18 protein-coding genes are annotated in these 23,351 nt (G+C 69.5%); 9 read left to right on the forward strand and 9 right to left on the reverse strand.

Going from position 1 to position 23,351, the window contains the following annotated elements:
- Positions 1–13: 13 nt before the first annotated feature.
- Both Q8Q77_RS14505 and Q8Q77_RS14510 read left to right on the forward strand, forming a co-directional pair.
- Entirely contained in the window at positions 14–1,336 is a 1,323-nt protein-coding gene (locus tag Q8Q77_RS14505) for a sorbosone dehydrogenase family protein (RefSeq protein ID WP_305584328.1), read from the forward strand.
- The gene (locus Q8Q77_RS14510) at positions 1,333–1,944 is read left to right on the forward strand and encodes a hypothetical protein (protein WP_305584329.1); all 612 of its coding nucleotides are present in this window, start codon (positions 1,333–1,335) and stop codon (positions 1,942–1,944) included. Before Q8Q77_RS14505 ends, Q8Q77_RS14510 begins: the two co-directional genes overlap by 4 nt.
- Here Q8Q77_RS14510 and Q8Q77_RS14515 read toward each other — a convergent pair.
- From Q8Q77_RS14515 to Q8Q77_RS14555, 9 genes are all read right to left on the reverse strand, one after another.
- Positions 1,941–3,971 (reverse strand): TonB-dependent siderophore receptor, encoded by a 2,031-nt coding sequence (locus tag Q8Q77_RS14515; protein ID WP_305584330.1) that lies wholly within the window; start codon positions 3,969–3,971, stop codon positions 1,941–1,943. The genes Q8Q77_RS14510 and Q8Q77_RS14515 overlap by 4 nt on opposite strands.
- 121 nt (positions 3,972–4,092) lie before the next feature.
- Entirely contained in the window at positions 4,093–4,785 is a 693-nt protein-coding gene (locus tag Q8Q77_RS14520) for an SDR family NAD(P)-dependent oxidoreductase (RefSeq protein WP_305584331.1), read from the reverse strand.
- Positions 4,786–4,797: 12 nt separating this feature from the next.
- Positions 4,798–5,970, reverse strand: a complete 1,173-nt coding sequence (locus tag Q8Q77_RS14525) for an acetyl-CoA C-acetyltransferase (protein ID WP_305584332.1) — start codon at positions 5,968–5,970, stop codon at positions 4,798–4,800.
- Between the two features lie 86 nt (positions 5,971–6,056).
- Entirely contained in the window at positions 6,057–6,971 is a 915-nt protein-coding gene (locus Q8Q77_RS14530) for a hypothetical protein (RefSeq protein WP_305584333.1), read from the reverse strand.
- On the reverse strand, positions 6,968–7,900 hold the full coding sequence (locus Q8Q77_RS14535) for a glycosyltransferase family 2 protein (protein ID WP_305584334.1): 933 nt from the start codon (positions 7,898–7,900) through the stop codon (positions 6,968–6,970). The genes Q8Q77_RS14530 and Q8Q77_RS14535 overlap by 4 nt, the downstream gene beginning before the upstream one ends.
- A gap of 4 nt (positions 7,901–7,904) precedes the next feature.
- Positions 7,905–9,047, reverse strand: a complete 1,143-nt coding sequence (locus tag Q8Q77_RS14540) for a GNAT family N-acetyltransferase (RefSeq protein WP_305584335.1) — start codon at positions 9,045–9,047, stop codon at positions 7,905–7,907.
- Positions 9,048–9,104: 57 nt separating this feature from the next.
- Entirely contained in the window at positions 9,105–9,602 is a 498-nt protein-coding gene (locus Q8Q77_RS14545) for a GAF domain-containing protein (RefSeq protein WP_305584336.1), read from the reverse strand.
- Between the two features lie 6 nt (positions 9,603–9,608).
- Entirely contained in the window at positions 9,609–10,352 is a 744-nt protein-coding gene (locus Q8Q77_RS14550) for a hypothetical protein (RefSeq protein WP_305584337.1), read from the reverse strand.
- Positions 10,349–11,257: an aminotransferase class IV gene (locus Q8Q77_RS14555; RefSeq protein WP_305584338.1), complete on the reverse strand. Its 909-nt coding sequence runs from the start codon at positions 11,255–11,257 to the stop codon at positions 10,349–10,351. Before Q8Q77_RS14555 ends, Q8Q77_RS14550 begins: the two co-directional genes overlap by 4 nt.
- Positions 11,258–11,317: 60 nt before the next feature.
- Between Q8Q77_RS14555 and Q8Q77_RS14560 the strand changes: the two genes are divergently transcribed.
- The 7 genes from Q8Q77_RS14560 to Q8Q77_RS14590 all read left to right on the forward strand — a co-directional run bounded on the left by Q8Q77_RS14560 (position 11,318) and on the right by Q8Q77_RS14590 (position 23,349).
- A complete protein-coding gene (locus tag Q8Q77_RS14560) occupies positions 11,318–12,520 on the forward strand; it encodes a Xaa-Pro peptidase family protein (RefSeq protein WP_305584339.1) in 1,203 nt (400 codons plus the stop codon).
- A 360-nt stretch (positions 12,521–12,880) separates the two neighbouring features.
- Positions 12,881–15,379 carry a heavy metal translocating P-type ATPase gene (locus Q8Q77_RS14565; protein ID WP_305584340.1) on the forward strand — a complete coding sequence of 833 codons (2,499 nt, stop codon included), beginning with the start codon at positions 12,881–12,883 and terminating at the stop codon, positions 15,377–15,379.
- Positions 15,376–15,804 (forward strand): Cu(I)-responsive transcriptional regulator, encoded by a 429-nt coding sequence (cueR, locus tag Q8Q77_RS14570; RefSeq protein ID WP_305584341.1) that lies wholly within the window; start codon positions 15,376–15,378, stop codon positions 15,802–15,804. The genes Q8Q77_RS14565 and cueR overlap by 4 nt, the downstream gene beginning before the upstream one ends.
- Before the next feature lie 221 nt (positions 15,805–16,025).
- Positions 16,026–16,490, forward strand: coding sequence for a (2Fe-2S)-binding protein (locus Q8Q77_RS14575; protein ID WP_305584342.1), 465 nt, complete (start codon positions 16,026–16,028; stop codon positions 16,488–16,490).
- A gap of 5 nt (positions 16,491–16,495) precedes the next feature.
- Positions 16,496–18,685: a xanthine dehydrogenase family protein molybdopterin-binding subunit gene (locus Q8Q77_RS14580; RefSeq protein ID WP_305584343.1), complete on the forward strand. Its 2,190-nt coding sequence runs from the start codon at positions 16,496–16,498 to the stop codon at positions 18,683–18,685.
- A 48-nt stretch (positions 18,686–18,733) separates the two neighbouring features.
- A complete protein-coding gene (locus tag Q8Q77_RS14585) occupies positions 18,734–19,954 on the forward strand; it encodes a TetR/AcrR family transcriptional regulator (RefSeq protein ID WP_305584344.1) in 1,221 nt (406 codons plus the stop codon).
- Positions 19,955–20,007: 53 nt separating this feature from the next.
- On the forward strand, positions 20,008–23,349 hold the full coding sequence (locus Q8Q77_RS14590; protein ID WP_305584345.1) for a carboxyl transferase domain-containing protein: 3,342 nt from the start codon (positions 20,008–20,010) through the stop codon (positions 23,347–23,349).
- The last annotated feature ends 2 nt before the right edge of the window (positions 23,350–23,351 follow it).

A 23,351-nucleotide genomic window follows, 5' to 3' on the forward strand; every position in this document is an offset into this window, starting at 1 on the left:
CCGGAGTATCTCCATGCGCCCCATCGTCATCGCCGCCGGGCTGGCCGCCCTCGCCTTGTCCGCCTGTTCCCAAGGGTCGCCCGAGCCCTTCGTCGGCTTCGGCGCCGACCCCGCCCTGCCAAAGCCCGAGACCGGCGGCCTGCCGACGCTGAACGCCCGCAAGGCGGTGGGCTGGACGGCTACAGGGCAGCCGACCGCGCCCGCCGGCTTCACGGTCACCCGGTTCGGCTCGGGGCTGGATCATCCACGCTGGCTGCTGGTGCTGCCGAACGGCGACGTCCTGGTCTCGGAAGCGACCACGGAGACCAAGCCCGCCAAGGGAATCCAGGGCATGATCGCCAACGCCTTGCAGAAGAAGGCCGGGGCCACGGGACCTAGCCCCAACAAGATCGTGCTGCTCCGCGACGCCGACGGCGACGGCGTGGCCGAGATGAAGACCGACTTCGCCACCGGCCTGACGCGGCCCTTCGGCATGACCCTGGTCGGCGACACCCTCTATGTGGCCAACGACAACGCGGTGGTGAAATTCCCCTACGCCCACGGCCAGATCTCGGTGGCGGGCGCCGGCGAGAAGGTGTTCGACCTGCCCGGCGGGCCGATCAACCACCACTGGACCAAGAACGTCATCGCCAGCCCCGACGGCTCGAAGCTCTACGTCACCGTCGGCTCGAACTCGAACATCGGCGAGAACGGCATGGAGAACGAGACCAACCGCGCCGCCGTGCTGGAATACGCCCTGCCCGCCGGCCAGGCGCGGGTCTACGCCTCGGGCCTGCGCAACCCCAACGGCCTGGACTGGGAGCCGGTCACAGGCGCGCTTTGGACGGCGGTCAACGAGCGCGACATGATCGGCCAGGACCTGGTCCCCGACTATATGACCAGCCTGAAGGACGGCGGCTTCTACGGCTGGCCCTACAGCTATTACGGCCAGAACGTCGACGCCCGGGTGAAGCCGCCCCGGCCGGACCTGGTGGCCAAGGCCATCGCCCCCGACTACGCGCTCGGACCGCACACGGCCTCGCTGGGCCTGGCCTTCTACAAGGCCGACGCCTTCCCGGCCGCCTACAAGGGCGGGGTGTTCATCGGCCAGCACGGCTCCTGGAACCGCACCCCGCCGAACGGCTATCGCGTGGTGTTCATCCCCTTCGCCGGGGGCAAGCCCTCGGGTCCGCCGCAGGCCTTCTTGAGCGGCTTCCTGGACAAGAAGGACCAGGCACAAGGTCGCCCGGTTGGCGTGGCCGTCGACAAGACCGGCGCGCTCTTGGTGGCCGACGACGTCGGCGACATCGTCTGGCGGGTGGCGCCGGTCCGCCCGAGCACGACGATCGCCCGGTGAGCCTGTCGATCGGCGACTACATCGATGGCTTCGCAGGTTCGCCCCTGTCGCCTTGGGCCGGCGAGGCGCCCTGGCGCATCACCATCCGCTCGGCGGAGATCACGCGACGCCTCATTCTAGGCTTGGACGCAACGGCCTATCGGATCGACGACGGGGTCGCCGTCCATCGCTCATCGACAGTGGAGGCCGGAGCCGTCCTGAAGGGCCCCGCCGTGATCGGGCCGAGGTGTTTCGTGGCCGCCGGCGCCTATGTCCGCGACGGTTGTTGGCTGGAGGAAGACTGCATCCTGGGGCCCGGGGCAGAGTTGAAATCGTCGTTCGTGTTTCGCGGATCCAAGCTGGCGCACTTCAATTTCGTTGGCGACAGCATCCTGGGCCGAGGCGTCAATCTCGAAGCCGGCTCCATCGTCGCCAATTATCGGAACGAGAAGGCCGATAAGCAGATCAGTTTCCGCCTGAATGGCCAACTGATCGAGACCGGTGTCGAGAAGTTCGGCGTCTTGGCCGGTGACGGCGTCCGCGTCGGCGCAAACGCGGTGATCGCTCCCGGCGCGGTTCTGGCCAAGGGTGAGGTCGTCAGGCGCCTCACCCTGGTCGACCAGGGTTAGCCGATGGTCTTGCGCAGGCGCAGGAACAGGGCCCGGCCCCACTCCAGGTCGCGCACGTCGGTATAGGCGATGGCGGCCGTGCTGCGCGGACCGGCATGGACCTCGCGGATGCGCTGCACGTCGCGCGCGCCGATGTTCTGCACCTCGACGCGCAGGACGATGTCCGATCGGGGTTTCAGCTCAGCGAAGACCGTGGCGAAGGTCTCGAACTTGCGGGTCTCGATCTCGGTCAGCCGATAGAAGGTCTCGCGGAACCCGCCGGAGACGTCGACGCCCCAAGTCGCCTTCCATTGTGGCAGGTCCTGGGTGAGGTGGGCGTCCCAGACCACCGGATTGTAGCCGGAGATCTCGCGCGACCGCCCGGTGGTCGGGTCGACGACCTGCGAATCCCGCCAGGCGAGCTGGCCCCGGAAGGTGGCGTTCTTCACCCCGAACCGCGCAAGCGGCACGGCCAGGCTCACCACCGCCTCGTCCTTGGTTCCCTCACCGATATTGGCCGGACCGTCGGCGACCACGACGCCCGCGCCGATCGGCGCGCGGTCGATGACCTCGGTCAGCTCCCAATGGCGCAGGGTCAGCACCACCGCCCCGCTGGTCCAGAACCGGCGTTCGAACGCCGCCTCCGCCACCCAGGCCTGCTGGGGCGAGAGATCCGGATTTCCGGCCAGCACCACTCCGGTGCTGGCCACCGAGGACGAGGCCACGAAGTCGTCGAAGTTGAGCTGGCTCACCTCGCGCTCCAGGCGCAGGCGGACCTGGCTGGCGGCGTCCCGCGCCCAGGTCACCGCCAGCCGCGGCTTGGTGAAGGACAGCGACTTCTCCAGCCGGACGTCGCCCGTGGAGGTGATGGTCGAGGTTTCCTGGCGCACGGCGGCTTCCACCGTCAGCTCCGGCGTCGGCCGCCAGGTGGCGACCCCGAACGCCTCCGCGCGCTTCTCTTCCACCCGGACATTGGCCGCCGGCACGGTGACGCGGGCGCCGTTGGCGCTCAGGCTGGTCTCGGAGTCCAACCCGTTGAACGCGCCCTCGACGCCGGCCTCCAGGGACAAGGCCTCCGACCAGCGCCGCCGCAGGTGCAGGCGGCCCACGGTCTCGGTGACCTTCTTGTCGCTGGCGAACAGGCGATTGACGGCGGCGCTGGTGAACCGCGCCTGGGTGTCGACATTGTTCCACTGCTGGAAGGCGACGGCCTCCAGCGAGGTCGCGCCGAACCTGCGGGTGAACCGCCCGCCCAACTCGGCCTGCAGGCGGTCGTTGCTGATGCGCTCGTCCTCGCGGGTGGCGGTGGGGAAGCTCAGCCGGTCGTAGAGCTCGACGTCGGAGACGTTGTCCATGTAGGCGCCGTTGACCCGCAGCCGGCCCTTGGCCAGCGGGGTCTCGAAGGCGCCGATCAGCCAGCGCCGTTCGCCCTGGGCGTCGGCGTCGACGATGGACCGGATGATCGGCACGCCGGCCGGGCCGTATCGAACCCGCGGACCGTCGCCGTAGCTGTCGTCGGCTCCCTTGCCGTGGACCATCGAAAGCTCGGCCAGCTTGCCGTCCCAGCGCCACTGGCCCTCGGCGCGCAGGGCGTTCAGGACCCGGCCGTCCCCCAGCGGCTGGCTGGAGACGCTGATCGCGCCCCGCGTGCCCGCCGATTGCTTGCGCACCACGTTGGCGAGCACGGTCTTGCCCTGCATGTCGATGCCCGGCGCGCCGCCGCGGATTACGTCGATGCGCAGGACCGAGCCGACGGGGATGCGCTTGAGCACCTCCTCCAGCGTGTCGTTCTTGGAGACCGGGGGCTCGCCGTCGATCAGCACGTTGCCGCCAGCCCCGGCCAGGCCGCGCACCGTAGCGCCCTTGTCGAAGGCGAAGCCCGGCAACCGCTGGACCATGTCGAGGGCCGTAGAGGTCCCCATCTCGGCGAAGAAGGCGGGCGGATAGGCGATGACTCCGCTCGCGGCGGGGGCGTCCTGGGCGGCGGCCAGCGTCGGAAGGATGGTCGCCGCGAGCGCCGCGGCGGCGATGACGCCGGCTGGATTCATTGAACTGGGGCTCCCCTTCCCCGAAGCCCAGGTTTGGCGGTGTTTCGTACCGAACACCAGAAAGCTTCGCCTACGGAGCGAGTTTTTTGGTGCGTGCTGAGGCTTGGGCGCTACAGGCGTGTCAGACCCGACCGGTTACGGGAACCAGGGCGCCGGTCACCGCACAGGCGTCGGGCGAGGCCAGGAACAGGATCACCGTCGCCAGGTCTTCTGGCGACACCCAGGTTGCGAAGTCGGCCTTGGGCATGTCGGCGCGGTTGGTCGGCGTGTCGATGATCGAGGGCAGGACGGCGTTGACCGTCACCCCATCGGCCTTCAACTCCTCGGCGAGGCTCTCGGTGAGCGCGTGCACGCCGGCCTTGGAGGCAGCGTAGGGGCCCATGCCGAGCGAGGCCTTCAGCGCGCCGTTGGCGCCGACATTGACGATGCGCCCAGCCAGGCTGCGCTTCAGATGCGGGATGGCGGCGCGGCTGGTGTTGGCGGCGGTCTGGACGTTCATCAGGAACAGCCGGTGCCAGCTTTCCATCAGGCTGTCCTCGAGGGTCACCCACTTGAAGCCGCCGGCCACGTTGATCACGGCGTCGATCCCGCCGAAGCGGTCGGCGACCGCGTCAATGGCCGCCCCGGCGGCCACGGCGTCGGTCAGGTCCACCCCGCCCAGCATGATCGCCTCGGGCCCGCAGGCCTCCAAGGCGTCGGAATGCTTGGCGTGATCGATCAGGGCCACGCGGGCCCCTTGAGCTGCGGCGGCCTTGGCCACCGCCGAACCCAGGACGCCGGACGCGCCCGTGACTGCAAAGACGCGCCCGGTCATGGGTTTCTCTTCCTAGAGGCGTTCGACGATGGTGACGTTGGCCATGCCGCCGCCTTCGCACATGGTCTGCAGGCCGTACTTGCCGCCGCGGGCCTCAAGGCCGTTCAGCAGGGTGGCCATCAGCTTGGTGCCCGAGGCGCCCAGCGGGTGACCCAGGGCGATGGCGCCGCCGTTGGCGTTCACCTTTTCCCGGTCGGCCTTCAGGTGCTTGATGAAGGCGACGGGCACGGAGCCGAAGGCCTCGTTGACCTCGAACAGGTCGATGTCGTCCACGCTCATGCCAGCCTTCTTCAAGGCGCGCTCGGTGGCCGGGATCGGGGCCTCCAGCATGATCACCGGGTCGTGGCCCAGCAGGGATAGGTGGTGGATGCGAGCCAGCGGCTTCACGCCCAGTTCCTTCAGCCCCTTCTCCGAGACCACCATCACGCCCGAGGCGCCGTCGCAGATCTGGCTGGACGAGGCCGCAGTCAGGCGGCCGCCCTCGCGCAGCAGCTTCACGCCCTTGATGCCGTCCAGGCTGGCGTCAAAGCGGATGCCTTCGTCGATATTGTGGACGGTGACGTTGCCCTCAGCGTCGGTGATCTCGATGCCGACGATCTCGTTCTTGAACGCCCCGGCCTGGGTCGCGGCGATGGCGCGCTGGTGGGACTGGTAGCTGTACTCGTCGATCTCATCCTTGGTCAGGCCGTACTTCTCGGCGACCATCTCGGCGCCCATGAACTGGCTGAACTGGATGTTCGGATACCGCGCCTGCATCCGCGGGCTCATATAGTTGCCGAAGCCGTTCTGGGCCGGCAGGGCCGCCGACAGGCCCATGGGCACGCGGGTCATGCTCTCGACGCCGGCGGCGATCACCACGTCCATCGAGCCGCTCATCACGGCCTGGGCCGCGAAATGCAGGGCCTGCTGCGAGGAGCCGCACTGGCGGTCGACGCTGGTGCCGGGGACGCTTTCCGGCAGGCGCGAGGCCAGCACGGCGTTGCGCGCCACGTTGATGGCCTGTTCGCCCACCTGTCCGACGCAGCCCATGACCACGTCCTCGACCAGGGCCGGATCGGCGCCCGTGCGGTCCATGAGGTCGTTGAGCACCACGGCGCCCAGGTCGACCGGATGCCAGTCCTTCAGCTTGCCGCCCTTGCGGCCGCCGGCCGTGCGGGTGGCTGCAACGATATAGGCTTCGCCCATGATTCCGCTCCCAAGGATTGCGCGTCGTTCGCGCGTCGGAGGGTATTTAGGCGGTCGACGCGGCGTAAGCCAACACGGCGCGGCAACTACACGGGGAGCAGCATCCCGGGGCGCTTGCCGTCCAGCCGGAAGCTGGTGGGCAGGATCCGCTCATGCGGGGTCTGGAGCTTCAGCGCCTTGGCCGCGCGGGCGATGGCGAGCTTGCCCAGCGAGGCTGGCGTGAAGCCGTCTTGGATGGTCGGCCGCGCCCCCAGCCGGCGACGCAGGACGCCGTTGGCGTAGATCACGTTGGCGCGCATGAGGGCTTGGGGCGTCATGAATTCGATGGAGAGCGAGACGTTCAACATCGGGCCGTTTTCGATCCGGTGCGGGGCGTTCTGGATCCAGGTCACCATCCTGCCGGGCGTCAGGTCGTGGACCTCCGCGCCGGCGTCCCAGGCCGGGTCGAAGGTGAACTGCTCGGCGGTCTCCTTGAGCACGATCCGCTCCAGGGTCTCCTCGCCCACATAGGGATCGGCCACCGGATAGACCCAGACGCGCTTGCGTCCGCGGAGCTGCCAGAGCGACACTAGCGGCACGTCCAGATGGTAGAAGACCTGGGCGTCGGCCGACGAGATCAGCATGCCCAGGTCGCGCTTGAAGGTCTTCAGGCCGGGGCTCATCGCCTCCTTCTCGGCGAAGATCTCGTCGCCGAGGCGGGCGTATTCGGGAAGGTGGTCGTTGGTCTGGCGGAGGTTCAGCCAGATGCGGCCGGCCTGGGCGGCTTCCAGCAGCTTCGAGCCCGAGAGCCCATTGGCCGCGCCCTTGCGCCAAGTGGTCCAGGCGACCGGATCCTCGCCCATGGTGAAGACGCCCAGCTTTTCGCGCGGAAAGCGGTCGAGCAGCTCCTCCAGGCCCGCGTCGGAGAACATCGGGCGTTCGTGCAGGCCATGATCGAAGGTCAGGTTAGCCTTGCCGAAGGTCGCGGCCCTTTCTGGCGTCCAGTCGGTGATCACGCTCATGCGCCCGCCCTCAGGCCGTAGAAGTGGATCTTGAAGGGCCCCCACCACAGGGTCTTGCCCAGGCCCCGCGCCGCGCGGTCCAGAGTGGGGGCGAAGTCGGGCGCGCGGACCAAACACTTGACGCCGGCCAGGGCGCCGAACACCGCGGCCTGGACCAAGCCCTGGGTCATCCAGCGGGCGACGCCGAGCCGGTCGGGCGGGCTGGCCGCCGCGCAGGCCGAGGACGGCCCCTGGCCATAGGCGAAGGCGCGCGGGATCGTGTAGGCGAGGCTCAACCGCGCCGGAACGGGATCCTCCCAGACCCAGGCCGCGGGCTCCCACGCGAACCGGGCGCCGCCGCGCTTCATCTGTCCGAACAGCAGGTCGTCCTCACCGCCGATGTGGTTGCGGATGGCGGAGAACGGATGGTTCCGGTCCGGCAACGAGGCCCGCCGCAGCAGGGAACAGCCGCATCCGTAATAGTAGTCGAGCAGGCCGGCCTGAGCCGGCCCTTCGCGGGAGAAGAACCTCTCCAGATAGGCTCGGTGGGCGACGACGCTTTCGGGCGCGCGGCCCCGCACCGGCCCGAAGACCACGTCGGCCTCATGGCTGGCCATGGCGCCCAGCAGGGCGGCGAGCCAACCCTCCGGGGCTTCCTCATCATCGTCCAGGAAGGCGATCAGTTCACCCTTCGCCTGAGCCATGGCAGCATTGCGGGCATTGGCGACGCCAGGTTCCGGTTCGTGGACATAGATCACCGGGAACGGTGCTTCGTCGGCGAGCGCGCGGGCGGTCGATCGCGCGGAGTCGACCTCATCGTTGTCGACGATGACCAGCTCCAGCTCGCCCAGATCGACGCCGACCTGCCGAAAGGTCGAAAGCGCGGCCGTGATCAGGCCATCCCGGCGGCGCTGGGTCGGGATGATCAGGCTGACCAGCGGCGCTTGCATGGGATCAGGCGGCCTCCGCCTCGTTGTCCCGCGGACGGGCCCTGGCGCTCAGGGCGTCGGCAAGGCCCTGGGCGCGATCGGCCAGGGACAGCTCGGTCGCCGAGATCATGTCGAGCCGGCGGCGCAGGCTGCCGACCAGGCCCGCGCGATTGGCGCCGGCCAGGGCCCAGGCCTGTTCGGAGGCCAGGGCCATGAGGCCGCGCGAGCCGGCGCTGACGGCCGCGCCCTCGGTGATGACTCGGGTGTCGAGCGCGTAGGGCCGCTTGTAGTGGTCATGGCCCGGACCGAGGTCGTAGGTGGTCAGGCCCAGTAGCGGCATGACGGCGATCGCGCGCTGCAGGAAGACCTGCCCGGGCGACCAGGCGCCGAGCTCCGGATCGGTCGAGGCGATCCACGGATGATAGACGTCGCCCAGGCGGACGCCGAAATGGCCGGCGACCAGACGGTCGCCCGCATAGAGGTTGATCATCAGCCCCTGAAAATCGCCGCGGTCGCGGTCGAACAGCGAGGCCATCAGGGCCTGGGTCCAGGCCGGCCGAAGGAAGTCGTGGGCGCCGGTGCGGGCGAGCTGGGCCCGCTTCCAGGCGATCAACTGGTCGAAGGCCGCGGGATCGCGGTCCGGCGCGCGGACGCTGAGCAGGCCCACCTCGCGGTCCATCTTGTGGTCGAGGCGGCGATAGTTCTTGAACCGTTTCGGACTCTCGACGCGCAGGGCCTCGAGATAGGCCTCGGCCGAGCCGTTCAAGGTGATCTGATAGGCCTCGTGCTCGGCGACGACGCCGGACCCGAAGGCGTGGTTGGGGTCGATCAGGCCGGTGAACCGGTAGGCCGCGAGGCCGGCGACGGTCAGGGCGTGCTCGGCGTCGAGGCCGGGCGCCGCCACCAGGGCGTGATAGTCCGACAGCGGCGCGCCGATCGGGCGGGCGAGGCCTCCCGGGCGGCGATGATGGGCCAGGAAGCCCGCCACCCGTTCCGGCCAGCGCCACACGGTCACCCGCGCATCGTCGCGCACCGCCCCGACCGCCAGGGCGAAATCGGGGCCCAGCAGGGGGTTGGCGAAATCCGGCCGCGAGGCGCAGAGCGCGCGCCAGGCGGCGACGTCGCTCTCCGGCAGGTCGACCGGATGAAAGGTTTCGGCCTTCAGCATCAGAACACCAGTCTAGCTTGTCCCGGTTAGGGAAAGGTGGACCTGGCGCTGCAAGGCCTAGACCGCAAAGGTGTCTTTCAGGATGGTCTCCAGCCAGGCGGCGTCGGTCTCATCGAAGGCCGCGGTCTGGGTGGAGTCGACGTCGAACACGGCGATCAGCTCGCCGGCCTTGTCGAACACCGGCGCCACGATCTCGCTGGACGACCGGCTGTCGCAAGCGATGTGGCCAGGAAAGGCGTGGACGTCGGCCACCACCTGGGTCTGGCCGGTCTCGGCCGCGGCCCCGCACACACCGCGTCCATAGGCGATGCGCAGGCAACCCAGCGTGCCCTGATATGGCCCGACCACCAGCTCGCGCGGCCGCTCAGGGTCGACCACATAGAAGCCGGTCCAGAAATAGCTGTCGAAGGTCGCCGCCAGCATGGATGCGACGGTCGCCATCCGCGCGGTCAGGTTCGGCTCGCCGTCCAGGACGGCGGCGATCTCCTCTGCGACCGCGGCGTAGCGGGCGGCCTTGTCGGCGGGGAGGATCAGGTCGTTGAAGGCTTCGGCCATGCCGGCTCAGATAGTACGCAGCCGCAGGGCGGCCAAGGCCTCGTAGTGCGGCCGCGCCTGGTCGGCGATGCGCCTCAGGTCGTCTGGCAACGGTGGCGGCGCAGCCTTGGCCGGGGCGGCTTCGAAGCCCGTGGAGCGCTCCACCGCGTCGTACCAGGCCGGCGCCCAGACCCCATCGCTGGCGCGCCGCCCGGCGGGCCAGCTCAGCATCTCCTCGCGGAACGGGATCGCCAGCGCCGCGCAGAGCGCGTTCAGCATCCCGCGCGGATCGGCCAGCACGTCGGCGCCCAGCACCACCGGCGGGGCGGCGCCCAGCCGATCGCATTCGCGTTCGAACAGCTCGCGCTGCCGCACCACGCCGATATCGTCCAGGGTGACCTCAGCGCGCTTGACCGTATAGGAGGCCAGCACCGCCTCCGGCTCGCGGATCAAGAAGGCGTTGCGGCAGGTCTCCGCCCAGTCGAGGCCGAAGCCCGGGACCATGTGGTGGGTCATGTGCTTCTGGTAGAAGACCGCCTCGCCCGCCGGCGGCTCGCCCGACATGGCCTTGGCCACCTCGCGCCAGTCCAGCGGCTGGGAGGCCAGAACCTCCTCGCGCATCGGATGATCCAGGCCTGTCTGCGCCAGGTAGGCGGCGTAGAAGGGTTCGTCGACCACCACGGTGTCGGGGCGGTTCTCGAAGGCCCGCATCATCGCCGTGGAGATGTTGCGCGGCCCCGACCACATGGCGATCCGGATGGTTTGGCTCATCGGGCCTCCGCGTCCTTCAGCGCCTCATAGGCCGCGCGCAGCCTGGCGGTCACCGGCCCGGGCCGCGTAGCGGGCAGCTCGCGGCCGTCGATCGACCGCACCGGGGTCAGGCCGCCGAACGTGCCGGTGACGAAGGCCTCGTCGGCGGAATAGACCTCGGCCAGGGTGAAGTCGCCCAGGGTGATCGGCACGCCGTGGTCGCCGCACAGCCGGATGACATTGGCCCGCGTGACGCCGTTGAAGCAGTAGGCGCCGGAGGAGGTCATCACCCGCCCGTCGCGGACGAAGAAGAAGTTGGTGGCGTTGCAGCTTGAGACGAAGCCGTGCGGGTCCAGCATCAGGGCCTCGTCGGCCCCGGCCTTGATCGCCTGCAGCAGGGCCTGGATCAGGTTCAGCCGGCTGTGGGAGTTGAGCCGCATGTCGAACATGTCGGCCGGGGTGCAGCGGATGGTGGAGGTGAACAGCGACAGGCCGCGGGTCACGATCTCCGGGCTGGGCGACTTGTACTCGGCCGTGACCACTATGGTCGGCCTGCCCAGCCAGTTGCGCGGGTCCTGGTTGGCCGCGGCCTTCTCGCCCCGGGTCACCATCAGCCGCAGGTGGGCCCCGTCCTCCATGCCGTTGGCGGCCAGCAACCGGCGGATCTCGGCCGTCAGCGCCTCGCGGGTCAGGCCGATGTCGAGGTCGATGGTCCGCGCGCCCTCGTAGAGCCGGTCCATGTGGGCGCCCAGGAAGAGCAGAGCGCCCTTGTGCAGCCGCAGGCCCTCCCAGACCCCGTCGCCCAGCACGAAGCCAGCGTCGAAGATCGAGACCTTGGCCGCCTCGCGAGGCACGAGATCGCCGTTGAGATAGATGAGCGCCGTCGCGTTGCGCGGGTCGGCGGCGAAATCCTGACTTCCAGCCATGGCGGCAAGTTGTAGGTGGCGTTAGGACACGAGGCTAGCGCCTGACAGCGGAGTTTCAGCATGACCCATGGCATCGGCGGCTCGACCGCGGAGATCGAGCTTTCGCAACTCTCGCCCTGGCCCAATCCCGCACCGGCCATCACGCGAGAGGAGCGCATGGCCCGGATCGCCCGCGCCCGGGAGCTGATGGGCCAGATCGGCGCGGACGCCCTGATCGTCGGCGCCGGCGCCTCGCTGCGCTATTTCGCCGGCGTCGGCTGGAACGCCACCGAGCGGCTGGTGGCGATGATCCTGCCGCTGGAGGGCCCGCCGCGGATGGTCTGCCCGCGCTTCGAGCTGGGCTCGTTGGAAGCCTCGCTCGGGATCGAGGCGCAGATGCTGCTCTGGGAGGAACATGAGAGCCCCTATGTGCTGGCCGCCCGCACCCTGGGCGACCTTGGCGCCAAGACCCTGGCAATCGACCCCGCCCTGCCCTTCTTCGTGTTCAACGGCCTGAGGCTGGCCGCGCCGGGCGTCGACCTGCTGGACGGCGCCCCGGTCATCGACGGTTGCCGGATGATCAAGTCGTCTGCCGAGCTGGCCCTGATGTCCCAGGCCAAGGCCATGACGTTGGAGGTCCACCGCCGCGCCGCGGCCATCCTGGCGCCGGGGATCACCACCACGGCGGTGCGTCGCTTCATCGACCAGGCGCACCGGGCGCTGGGCGCCGACGACGGGTCGTCCTTCTGCGCGGTGCAGTTCGGCCTGGCCAGCGCCTACCCCCACGGCCTGCCCGGCGAACAGGCCCTGGCCGATGGCGACCTGGTCCTGATCGACACCGGCTGCCGGGTGCAGGGCTACAATTCCGACATCACCCGCACCTACGCGTTCGGCGAGCCTTCCCCCGAGCATCGCCGGGTCTGGGAAGTCGAGAAGCGCGCCCAGGCCGCCGCCTTCGCCGCCGTGAAACCCGGCGTGCCCTGCGAAGAGATCGACGCGGTCGCTCGCTCGGTCCTGGCCGCCGCCGGGTTCAGCCCCGACTACGACCTGCCGGGCCTGCCCCACCGGACCGGCCACGGCATCGGACTGTCGATCCATGAGGCGCCCTATCTGGTCCGCGGCGACAAGACCCCGCTGGCGCCCGGCATGTGCTTCTCGAACGAGCCGATGATCGTCATCCCCGATGCGTTCGGCGTGCGCCTGGAGGACCACTTCCACGTCACGGTGGACGGGGCCGCCTGGTTCACCCCGCCCCAGCCCAGCCTGGAAAAACCGTTCGGCTGACCGACCTGCGCGCCCCCGAGTCGCGCCTTGCACGCGCCCTGCTCCCGATATACAGTTATTATACAACTAGTAAGTTGTTGATACCCTGTACCCCCGTCACCTGAGCCTGTCCGCGGAACCACCCTCCCCCCAGCGACGCGGCCCCCGCCCCCACGGGGTACGGCTCAGGTGACACCCTCAGGGGCGCTCGACGCGGCGGGCGGCGGCCAAGAACATCGCTGCCCGCGGCAGTGGTGGTCGTCAGATTGCCTTCGGCCGCCCCCATTGCGGACATCGAAAACCGCAGGAAACGAACCCCTTGACCCTCCCATCATGGGAAGGTCCATCTAGGGCGGGCATCGACCACCAGGAGGCCCGTTCATGCCCGCTACGACGCTGACGCCCATCGACATACCTGTGCTCGGCATGACCTGCGCCAGCTGCGTCAGGCGGGTCGAGAAGGCCATCGCCGCCGTGCCAGGCGTGGCCAGGGCCTCGGTGAACCTTACCGCCGAACGCGCTCATGTGGAGTTCACCGCTGAGGACCAGACGCGCGCGGTGGTCGAGGCGATCCGCAAGGCGGGCTACGAGCCGCTCGCCCACACAGTCGAGCTCAAGGTCGACGGAATGACCTGCGCGAGTTGTGTAGGGCGGGTCGAGCGGGCGCTAAGGGGGGTTCCGGGCGTGCTCGCGGCCGAGGTCAACCTGGCCACCGAACGGGCGAGCGTCCGCGTCCTCGAAGGGTCCGCCGGAACACTAGCTCTCACCGCGGCGGTTGCGAGCGCAGGCTATGAAGCCAAGCCAGTCGGGGAGACCACGCCCGACCTGACCGACCGCGAACGCGCTGCCCGCGAGGCTGAAATCATGGGCCTGAAGCGCGCCGTGCTGGTCGCCGCCCTGGCGACAGCGCCGCTGTTCCTGGCGGAAATGGCTCGTCATTTCATTCCAGGCGCCCACCACTGGCTGGCCGCGACCATCGGTGAACAGCCCTGGCGGCTGATAAGCTTCGCGCTGGCGGGCTTCGTCCTGTTCGGGCCGGGCCTGCGGTTCTATCGCAAGGGCGTGCCGAACCTGATCCGGCGCACCCCCGACATGAACTCCCTGGTCGTGCTCGGCGCGAGCGCGGCCTTCGCCTATTCGGCGGTCGCGACCTTCGCCCCGCGACTCCTGCCGGCCAGCGCCGACTTCGTCTACTACGAGGCTGCGGCCGTCATCGTGACCCTGATCCTGCTCGGCCGGCTGTTCGAGGCGCAGGCCAAGGGCCGGACCAGCGAGGCCATCAAGCGGCTGATGACCCTGCAGGCGAAGACCGCCCACGTGCTGCGCGGCGGCGAGGAGGCCGAAATCGCCGTGGCCGATGTCATCGTCGGCGACATTGTCGTGGTCCGTCCGGGGGAACGCGTCGCCGTCGACGGCGACGTGGTCGAGGGCGCGTCCTTTGTCGATGAGTCAATGATCACCGGGGAGCCGATCCCGGCCGCGAAGGGCCCCGGCGACGGGGTCGTTGGGGGCACGGTCAACAAGACCGGCGCCTTCCGGTTCCGCGCCACCAAGGTCGGCTCGGCGACCCTGCTGGCCCAGATCGTCCGCATGGTGGAGACCGCCCAGGGCGCCAAGCTGCCGATCCAGGCCCTGGTCGACCAGGTGACCTCCTGGTTCGTGCCGGCGGTGATCGCCGCAGCCGCCCTCACCTTCGGCGTTTGGCTGGTCTTCGGGCCGAGCCCGGCGCTCAGCTTCGCCCTGGTCAATGCGGTCGCCGTGTTGATCATCGCCTGTCCCTGCGCCATGGGCCTGGCTACGCCGACCTCGATCATGGTCGGAACCGGCAAGGCCGCCGAACTCGGGGTGCTGTTCCGCAACGGCGAGGCCCTGCAGAGCCTTCGCGATGTGAAGGTGGTGGCCTTCGACAAGACCGGGACCCTGACGCTCGGCCGTCCTGCTCTCACCGACCTGCAGGTCGCCGACGGCCATGACGAGGTGGACGTCCTGCGCCTGGTCGCCGCCGTCGAGGGCAGGTCCGAGCACCCCATCGCCCAAGCCATCGTCGAGACGGCGAAGGCCCGAGGGCTGGCGGCGGCGACGGCCGACGCCTTCGAGGCTGTCCCCGGCTTCGGCGCCCAGGCCACTGTCGAGGGCAGGCTGGTGCAGGTCGGAGCCGACCGCTTCCTGCAGCGCCTCGGCGTATCGACGGCGCCGTTCGCGATCGAGGCCGAGCGCCTGGCCGGCGAGGCCAAGACCCCACTCTACGCGGCCATCGACGGTGAACTCGTGGCGATCATCGCTGTCGCCGATCCGATCAAGCCGACCACGGCCCAGGCGCTGAGCGCTCTGCACGCCATGGGCCTGAAGGTGGCGATGATCACCGGCGACAACCGCCGCACGGCGCAAGCCGTCGCCGCGGTCCTGGGGGTTGACGACGTGGTCGCCGAGGTCCTACCCGACGCCAAGGTGGCCACCGTCAAGGCGCTCCAGGCGCGCTACGGCCGCGTCGCCTTCGTCGGCGATGGGGTCAACGACGCGCCGGCCCTGGCGACGGCCGATGTAGGGATCGCCATGGGCGCCGGCACGGACATCGCCATCGAGAGCGCCGATCTGGTGCTGATGCGTAGCGACCTGCTGGGCGTGGCCACGGCCATCGCGCTGAGCCGGGCGGTGTTGGGCAACATCCGCCAGAACCTGATCTGGGCGTTTGGCTACAACGTCGTCCTGATCCCCGTAGCGGCCGGCCTGCTCTATCCGACCTTCGGAATCCTGCTCTCGCCCATGATCGCCGCCGGGGCCATGGCGCTGTCCAGCGTCAGCGTGCTCACCAATGCGCTACGCCTTCGCACTTTCAGGCCGCCCGCGCCGATATACGTCACTGAAGGATCCGCCGCATGAACATCGGCCAAGCGTCCAAGGCTTCCGGGGTCTCGACCAAGATGATCCGGTATTATGATGAGATCGGCTTGGTGCGGCCCGCGAGCCGCACCGAGTCCAACTACCGGGAGTTCGACGATCGCGAGATCAACGAGCTGCGCTTCATCAAGCGCGCGCGCAGCCTCGGCTTCTCGGTCAGCGACATCACCCAGCTGCTGTCGCTGTGGCGCGACAGCGACAGGTCGAGCCGGGAGGTCAAGGCGATCGCCGACCATCACCTCGCCGACCTCGACGCCCGCATCGCCGAGATGAAGTCCATGGCCGACACCCTCCGCCACCTCTCCCACTGCTGCACTGGCGATGATCGGCCAAACTGTCCGATCTTGGCCGATCTGACCGAGGGCAAGGAGCCCGGCAGCCCAAGTCAGAAGCCGCTGCGTCGGTAAACGACCTGGGTCTTCTCCTCCTCGGATCCGGCGGCGACGTGACGCCAGTCACCGGGCTGGCTCGGAGCCGAGCAGGAATTCCATGACGGCCCATGCCGACGAATCGGCTCTCAGCTCGGTCGTATTTGAATTTTGAATACAGGCGCGCTGGCCAGCTGGCGGCTCAGCTTCGGAGGCTGTAATCCGGTCGTGGCGATTGCGCATCACGATCGGAGACATCCATGGCCGTCAGGCTTCACGTCAACGGTTCGGTCCGCGAGGCCGATGTCGATCCGGAAATGCCGCTGCTGTGGGCGCTGCGCGACGTGCTCGGTGTTCTCGGGCCGAAATTCGGGTGCGGCGTCGCCCAGTGCGGCGCCTGCACCGTGCACGTCGATGGCCAGCCGATCCGCTCCTGCGTCACACCGGTGGCCGCCGTCTCGGGCCGCGTGACCACCATCGAGGGTGTTGGCGCCACCGCCATCGGCAGGAGGGTCCAGCAGGCCTGGAGCGAACTCGACGTCGCCCAGTGCGGCTACTGCCAGCCCGGCCAGATCATGTCGGCCACGGCCCTGCTGAAGGGTAAGGCCAAGCCCGCTAACGACGACATCGACGCGGCGATGGGCGGCAACATCTGCCGCTGCGCCACCTACACCCGCATCCGGGCCGCCATCAAACAGGCCTCCGGCCAGAAGACGGAGGCTTGAGGATCATGGCTGACGGAACCCTTCCCCTCACCGCCTCGCGGCGCGATGTCCTCAGGACCGGCGTGGGCGCCGGCGGCGGCCTGCTGATGGGCTTCGCCATGGCCGGCAAGGCAGCGGCCCAGGCCGCGAGCGCCAAGCTCAACACCTATGTCTCCATCGCTCCCGACGGGGCGGTGTCGATCATGGCCAAGAACCCGGAGGTCGGGCAGGGGATCAAGACCTCGCTGCCGATGATCATCGCCGAGGAGCTGGACGTCGACTGGGCCCAGGTGAAGAGCGTCCAGGCGCCCTCCGACCCCGCCCTTTATGGCCGCCAGTTTGCCGGCGGCAGCGCGGCCACGCCGCTGCACTGGGACGAGCTGCGCCGCGTGGGCGCCGCCGGCCGCGCAATGCTGATCGCCGCCGCCGCCAAGGGCTGGAACGTGCCGGCCGGCGAATGCATCACCGCCTCGGGCGTCGTCCATCACAAGGCGTCCGGCCGCAAGGCGACTTACGGCGCCCTGTCGGCTGTGGCAGCGACCCTGCCGGCGCCGGACCTCAAGACCCTGATCCTGAAGGATCCCAAGGACTACAAGATCATCGGGCGCTCCATCGCCCAGGTCGACACGCCCTCGATCGTGACTGGCAAGCCGCTGTTCGGGATCGACGTGGTCGTACCGGGCATGCTGTTCGCCACCTTCGAGAAGGCGCCGGTGTTCGGCGCCAAGGTCGCCAGCGCCAATCTGGAGGCCGCCAAGGCGGTGAAGGGCGTGCGCCACGCTTTCGTGGTCGAGGGCGGGACCGCGCTGGACGGCCTGCTGCCCGGGGTCGCGGTGGTGGCCGACAGCTGGTGGGCGGCGCGCAAGGGCCGCGACAAGCTCGACATCAAATGGGCAGAACATCAGACCTCGAGCCAGTCGTCGGTGAGCTTCGCCGCCAAGGCCGTTGAGCTCTCCAAGGGCGCGCCCCTGCGCACCGAACGCAATGACGGCGACGTGGACGCAGCCCTCAAGGGCGCGGCCAAGACGGTGGAGGCGGCCTACGCCTATCCCTTCATCTCGCACGCCAATCTGGAGCCGCAGAACTGCACGGCCCAGGTCAAGGACGGCAAGGTGGAGATCTGGGCGCCCACCCAGAACCCGCAGCCCGGCCGCGACCTGGTGGCCAAGGCCCTGGGCGTCGCCGACAAGGACGTGTTCATCCACATGATCCGCTGCGGCGGCGGGTTCGGGCGGCGGCTGAACAACGACTACATGGTCGAGGCCGCCTGGATCGCCAAGCAGGTCGGCGCACCGGTGAAGCTGCTGTGGACGCGTGAAGACGACATGCGCCACGACTTCTACCGCCCGGCCGGCTGGCACTTCCTGCAAGGCGGCGTGGACGCCAATGGCGACATCGTCGGCTGGAAGAACCACTTCGTGTCGCTGGGCGAGAACGGTCAGGTCGCGCGGTCCGCCGGGATGGCGGCCCACGAGTTCCCGGCGCGCTTCGTGCCCAACTATCGCTACGACCTGTCGCTAATGGCCTGCGGCGTGCCGACCGGGCCCCTTAGGGCGCCGGGCTCCAACGCCATCGCCTTCGTGGTGCAGTGCTTCATCGACGAGCTGGCCCACGCCGCGGGCGCGGACCCGGTGGCGTTCCGGCTGAAGATGCTGGGCGACAAGGGCCTGGTCGGGACGCTCGGCCGCGACGCCTATGACGCCGGACGGATGGCGGGCGTGCTGAAGCTGGTCGCCGAGAAGTCCGGCTGGGGCCGCAAGCTGCCCAAGGGCTCGGGCCTGGGCGTGGGCTTCCACTTCAGCCACCTGGGCTACTTCGCCGAGGTGGTCGAGGTGAAGGTCGCCGCGGACGGCGCAATCGAACTGGTCAAGGTGTGGGTGGGCGCCGATGTGGGCCGCCAGATCATCAATCCGTTCGGCGCGCTGAACCAGATCGAGGGGTCTGTCCTGGACGGCCTTTCCGGCGCGCTCACCCAGAAGGTCACCATCGAGAACGGCGCCGCTCGGGAGGGGAATTTCAACGACTACCCCCTGATGCGGATCAGTTCGGCGCCGCCGATCGAGACCCACTTCGTGAAGTCGGACAACTCGCCGACGGGGCTCGGCGAGCCGGCCATGCCGCCGGTGATTCCGGCGCTCTGCAACGCGATCTTCGCGGCGACCGGCAAGCGCATCCGCCAACTGCCGATCGACACGGGGCTGCTGAAGAGCGTCTAGGCGCGACCTCCGCTATCGCGGCAATTGAGGGCGCGGTATGAGGTCGCCATGACCGCCGCCGCCGCACCCGTCCCGACCAAGCGCTTCGTCGAGCGCAAGGCCGCCATCGTCGGTTCGGCGATCGAGGTGATCAACCGCAAGGGCGTGCACGGCATGACCCTGGCCGACGTCGCCGCGCGGCTGAACCTCGTGCCCACCGGGGTGATCTACTATTTCAGGAACAAGGAGGCCCTGGCCTCCGCCGCCTTCCTGGATGGGATCGGGCGGTTCAACCGGCTGGTGGCCGAAAGCGCCGGCCGCCAGGCCGTCCGCGAACGTCTAGGCGCCTTCCTCGACTCCTATTTCGACCACCAGCGCCGCTCGGCGCTGGGCGAATTCCCGCCCCTGGCGATGTTCAACGATGTCCGGGCCCTGGGCAGCGAGCCGGTGAACCAGGCCTATGTGGACATGTTCCGCGGCGTGCGGAGTCTGCTCGAGGGACCCGAGACGCTCGCCCTGTCGCGCCAGGCCCTGAACGCGCGGGCCCACCTGCTGGTCTCGGAGGTCTTCTGGGCGCCGGCGTGGCTGGACCGGCACGACCTGGGCGACTACGGCCGGGTCTCGCGGCGGCTGGGCGCCATTCTCGCCGACGGCCTGGCCGCCCCCGGTCGAGCCTGGAGGCCGGTCGCCCTGCCGGCCCTGGTCGCCGAGCGCGACAGGCTCGAGACCTCCTGCGAACGCTTCCTGCGCGCGGCCACCCAGCTCATCAACGAAGAGGGCTATGTGGGCGCCTCGGTGGAGAAGATCTCCGCGCGGCTGAATGTCACCAAAGGCGCCTTCTACCATCACAACGAGACCAAGGACGAACTGGTCGTCGCCTGTTTCGAGCGCACCTTCCAAGTCATGCGCCGGGCCATCGACCAGGCCGAGGCGGTCTGCACCAACGGCCTGCAGACCCTGTCCACCGTCGCCACGGCCCTGGTCGAACACCAGATGACCGGCGCGGCGCCGCTGTTGCGCACTTCGGCGCTCACCTCCGCGCCGGAAGCCTTGCAGCCGCACCTCCTGGCCAGCTTCGACCGCATCTCCTACCGCTTCGCCGCCCTGATCTCCGACGGGGTGGCCGACGGCTCGGTCCGGGCTGTGGACGCCAATATCGGCGCCCAGACGATGACGGCGGCGATCAACGCCGCCGCCGAGCTGCACTACTGGGTTCCAGGCGCCACCCCGGCCACGGTCGCCGAGCTCTATGTCCGCCCCCTGTTCGAGGGGCTGCTCTCGAAGCCGTAGACGCGGGCCATGGCCACGGGCAATATCAAACAAACGTTTGTTGGGATGGATCCGTGAAGAAGCTTTTGATCGCCAATCGTGGCGAGATCGCCGTCCGGATCGCGCGCACCGCCGCCGAAATGGGGATCGCCACGATGGCGGTCTATTCGCAGGACGACGCGGCCTCGCTCCATACCCGCAAGACCGACGAGGCGGTCGCCCTCAAAGGTTCCGGCCCCGCGGCCTATCTCGACGGGGCGCAGATCCTCGCCGCGGCCAAGGCGGCCGGCTGCGACGCCATCCATCCGGGCTACGGCTTCCTGTCGGAGAACGCCGCCTTCGCGCGCGCCTGCGCCGAGGCCGGCGTGACCTTCGTCGGGCCCTCGCCTGAGACCCTGGAGTTGTTCGGCGACAAGGGCGCGGCCCGCGCCCTGGCGACGCGCTGCGACGTGCCGATCCTGCCCGGCACCTCGGGCGCGACCGCCCTGGCCGAGGCCCTGACCTTCCTGGCCGGCCTCGGCGAGGGCGGGGCGGTCATGGTCAAGGCCGTCTCCGGCGGCGGCGGACGGGGCATGCGCCCGGCCCGGTCGGCCGCCGAACTGACCGAGGCCTTCGAACGCTGCGCCTCGGAGGCTCAGGCCGCGTTCGGCGACGGGTCCCTCTATGTCGAGGCCTTCATGGCCCGCGCCCGCCATATCGAGGTGCAGATCGTCGGCGACGGCCAGGTGGTCTCCCACCTCTGGGACCGCGAGTGCAGCCTGCAGCGGCAGCGCCAGAAGGTCATCGAGATCGCGCCCGCCGACGGCCTGCCCATGGAGACGCGAGAGCGGTTGTTCGAGGCCGCGGTCACCCTGGGCCGCGCCGCCCACTACCGCAATCTCGGCACCGTGGAGTTCCTGGTCGAGGGCGATCGGATCGTCTTCATCGAGGCCAATCCGCGCCTGCAGGTCGAGCACACGGTCACCGAGGAGGTCACAGGCCTCGACCTCGTCCGTATACAGATCGAGGTCGCGCGCGGGCGCTCCCTGGCTGACCTGAACCTCACCCAGGCCGAGGTCCCCAGGCCGCGCGGGATCGCCGTCCAGGCGCGGGTGAACCTGGAGACCATGTCGCCCGACGGTTCGGCCAAGCCATCGGGCGGGCTGCTCACGGCGTTCGAGCCGCCCTCGGGTCCGGGGGTCCGCGTCGACGGGTTCGGCTATGCCGGCTACCGCACCAGTGCGCGGTTCGACTCGCTGCTGGCTAAGCTGATCGTACACGCAGGCTCCGGCGGCCTGCCGGTCGCCGCGGCCAAGGCGCGGCGGGCGCTGTCGGAATTCAAGATCGTCGGCGCGGCCACCAATATCGGCTTCCTGCAAGGGCTGCTGGCCCATCCGTCGGTGACCGCCGGCGACGTCCACACCCGCTTCATCGAGGAGGCCATGGGCGAGCTCGCCGCTGCGGCCGAGGCGCCCAGGCTCTATTTCGAGACCGCCGCGGCGGGCGGCCCCGCCAAACGCGCTGGGGCGGCTGTCGACGCCAGCGACCCCCTGGCGGTGCTGCACCACGGCAAGGCCGAGACCGCCATCGAGGATGACGAGGAAGACCTTGAGGGGCCGGAGGGAACCCAGGCCCTGCGCGCGCCTCTGCAGGGCACGGTGATCAGCCTGTCGGTGGCGGTGGGCGACACGGTCCTGGCCGGCCAGCCGCTGTTCGTCATGGAAGCCATGAAGATGGAGCACGTCATCGCCGCCGACGTCTCCGGCGTGGTGCGCGAGATCACGGTGGCCGAGGGCGACACGGTGTTCGAGGACCACCCCCTGGCCTTCCTGGAGCCGGTGGAGATGGAGGGCGGCGGCCGGGTGGAGGAGGAGGAGATCGACCTCGATTTCATCCGCCCCGACCTTGCCGAGGTGCTGGATCGTCACGCGCGGACCCTGGACGCCGCCCGCCCGGAGGCCACGGCCCGCCGCCGCAAGACCAACCAGCGGACCACGCGGGAGAACGTCGAGGACCTGCTCGATCCTGGCAGCTTCACCGAATACGGGTCGCTGGTGGTGGCCGCGCGCCGTCGCCGCAACACCCTGGACGAACTGATCGCCCAGACCCCCGCCGACGGCATGATCATGGGCCTGGGTTCGGTCAACGGTGCGATGTTCGCCGAGGACAAGGCCCGGGTCGCGGTCATGGCCTATGACTACACCGTCCTGGCCGGCACCCAGGGCGGGCACAATCACGAGAAGCTCGACCGGATGAGCGAGATCGCCCTGCGCTGGCGGGTGCCGACGGTGTTCTTCACCGAGGGCGGCGGCGGGCGGCCGGGCGACACCGAGGGCGGCGGCTTCGTCCGCGGCTTCGAGTTCTGGGGCCGGCTCTCGGGCGCCGTGCCGCTGGTGGGGATCAGTTCCGGACGCTGCTTCGCCGGCAACGCCGCCATCCTCGGCTGCTGCGACGTGATCATCGCCACCAAGGACTCGGCGCTCGGCATGGGCGGCCCGGCCATGGTGGAGGGCGGCGGCCTGGGGGTGTTCCGGCCCGAGGAGATCGGGCCGATCAAGGTCATGCAGGCCAATGGCACCATCGACGTCCTGGCCGAGGACGAGGCCGACGCCGTGCGCCTGGCCAAGCAGTACATCTCGTATTTCCAGGGCCCGTTGGCGGAGTGGTCGTGCGCCGACCAACGCCTGCTGCGTCGCTCGATCCCCGAAAACCGCCTGCGGGTCTACGACATCCGCAAGGTGATCGAGCTGATCGCCGACACGGGTTCGGTGCTGGAGTTGCGACCCAAGTTCGGCTTGGCCATGGTCACCGCCTTCATCCGCATCGAGGGCCGTCCGGTGGGCGTATTCGCCAACAACCCCCACCACATCGGCGGGGCCATCGACGCCGACGCCTCGGACAAGGCCGCGCGCTTCCTGCAGCTCTGCGAGGCCTTCGACATCCCGGTCCTGTCGCTGTCGGATACGCCTGGCAACATGGTCGGACCGGAGGCGGAAAAGACCGGCCTGATCCGCCACTGCTCGCGGCTGTTCGTGATCGGGGCCAACCTGACCGTGCCGCTGTTCTCGGTGATCCTGCGCAAGAGCTACGGCCTGGGCGCCATCGCCATGACCGGCGGCAGCTACCAGGCCGCGATGTTCTGCGTCGCCTGGCCCACCGGCGAATTCGGCGGCATGGGCCTGGAGGGATCGGTCAAGCTCGGCTACCGCAACGAACTGGCGGCCATCGCCGACCCCGCCGCCCGCAAGGCCAAGTTCGACGAGATGGTCGCCGCGGCCTATGCGCGGGGCAAGGCCATGTCCCAGGCAACCAGCCCGTCGCTGGACGACGTCATCGACCCCGCCGACACGCGCCGCTGGGTCGTCTCGGGCCTCAAGGCCCTGCCACCCGTCCCGGTGCGGACCGAGAAGAAGCTGCGCTGGATCGACAGCTGGTAGGT

The organism is Phenylobacterium sp. (assembly GCF_030698145.1).
Classification (GTDB): domain Bacteria; phylum Pseudomonadota; class Alphaproteobacteria; order Caulobacterales; family Caulobacteraceae; genus Phenylobacterium.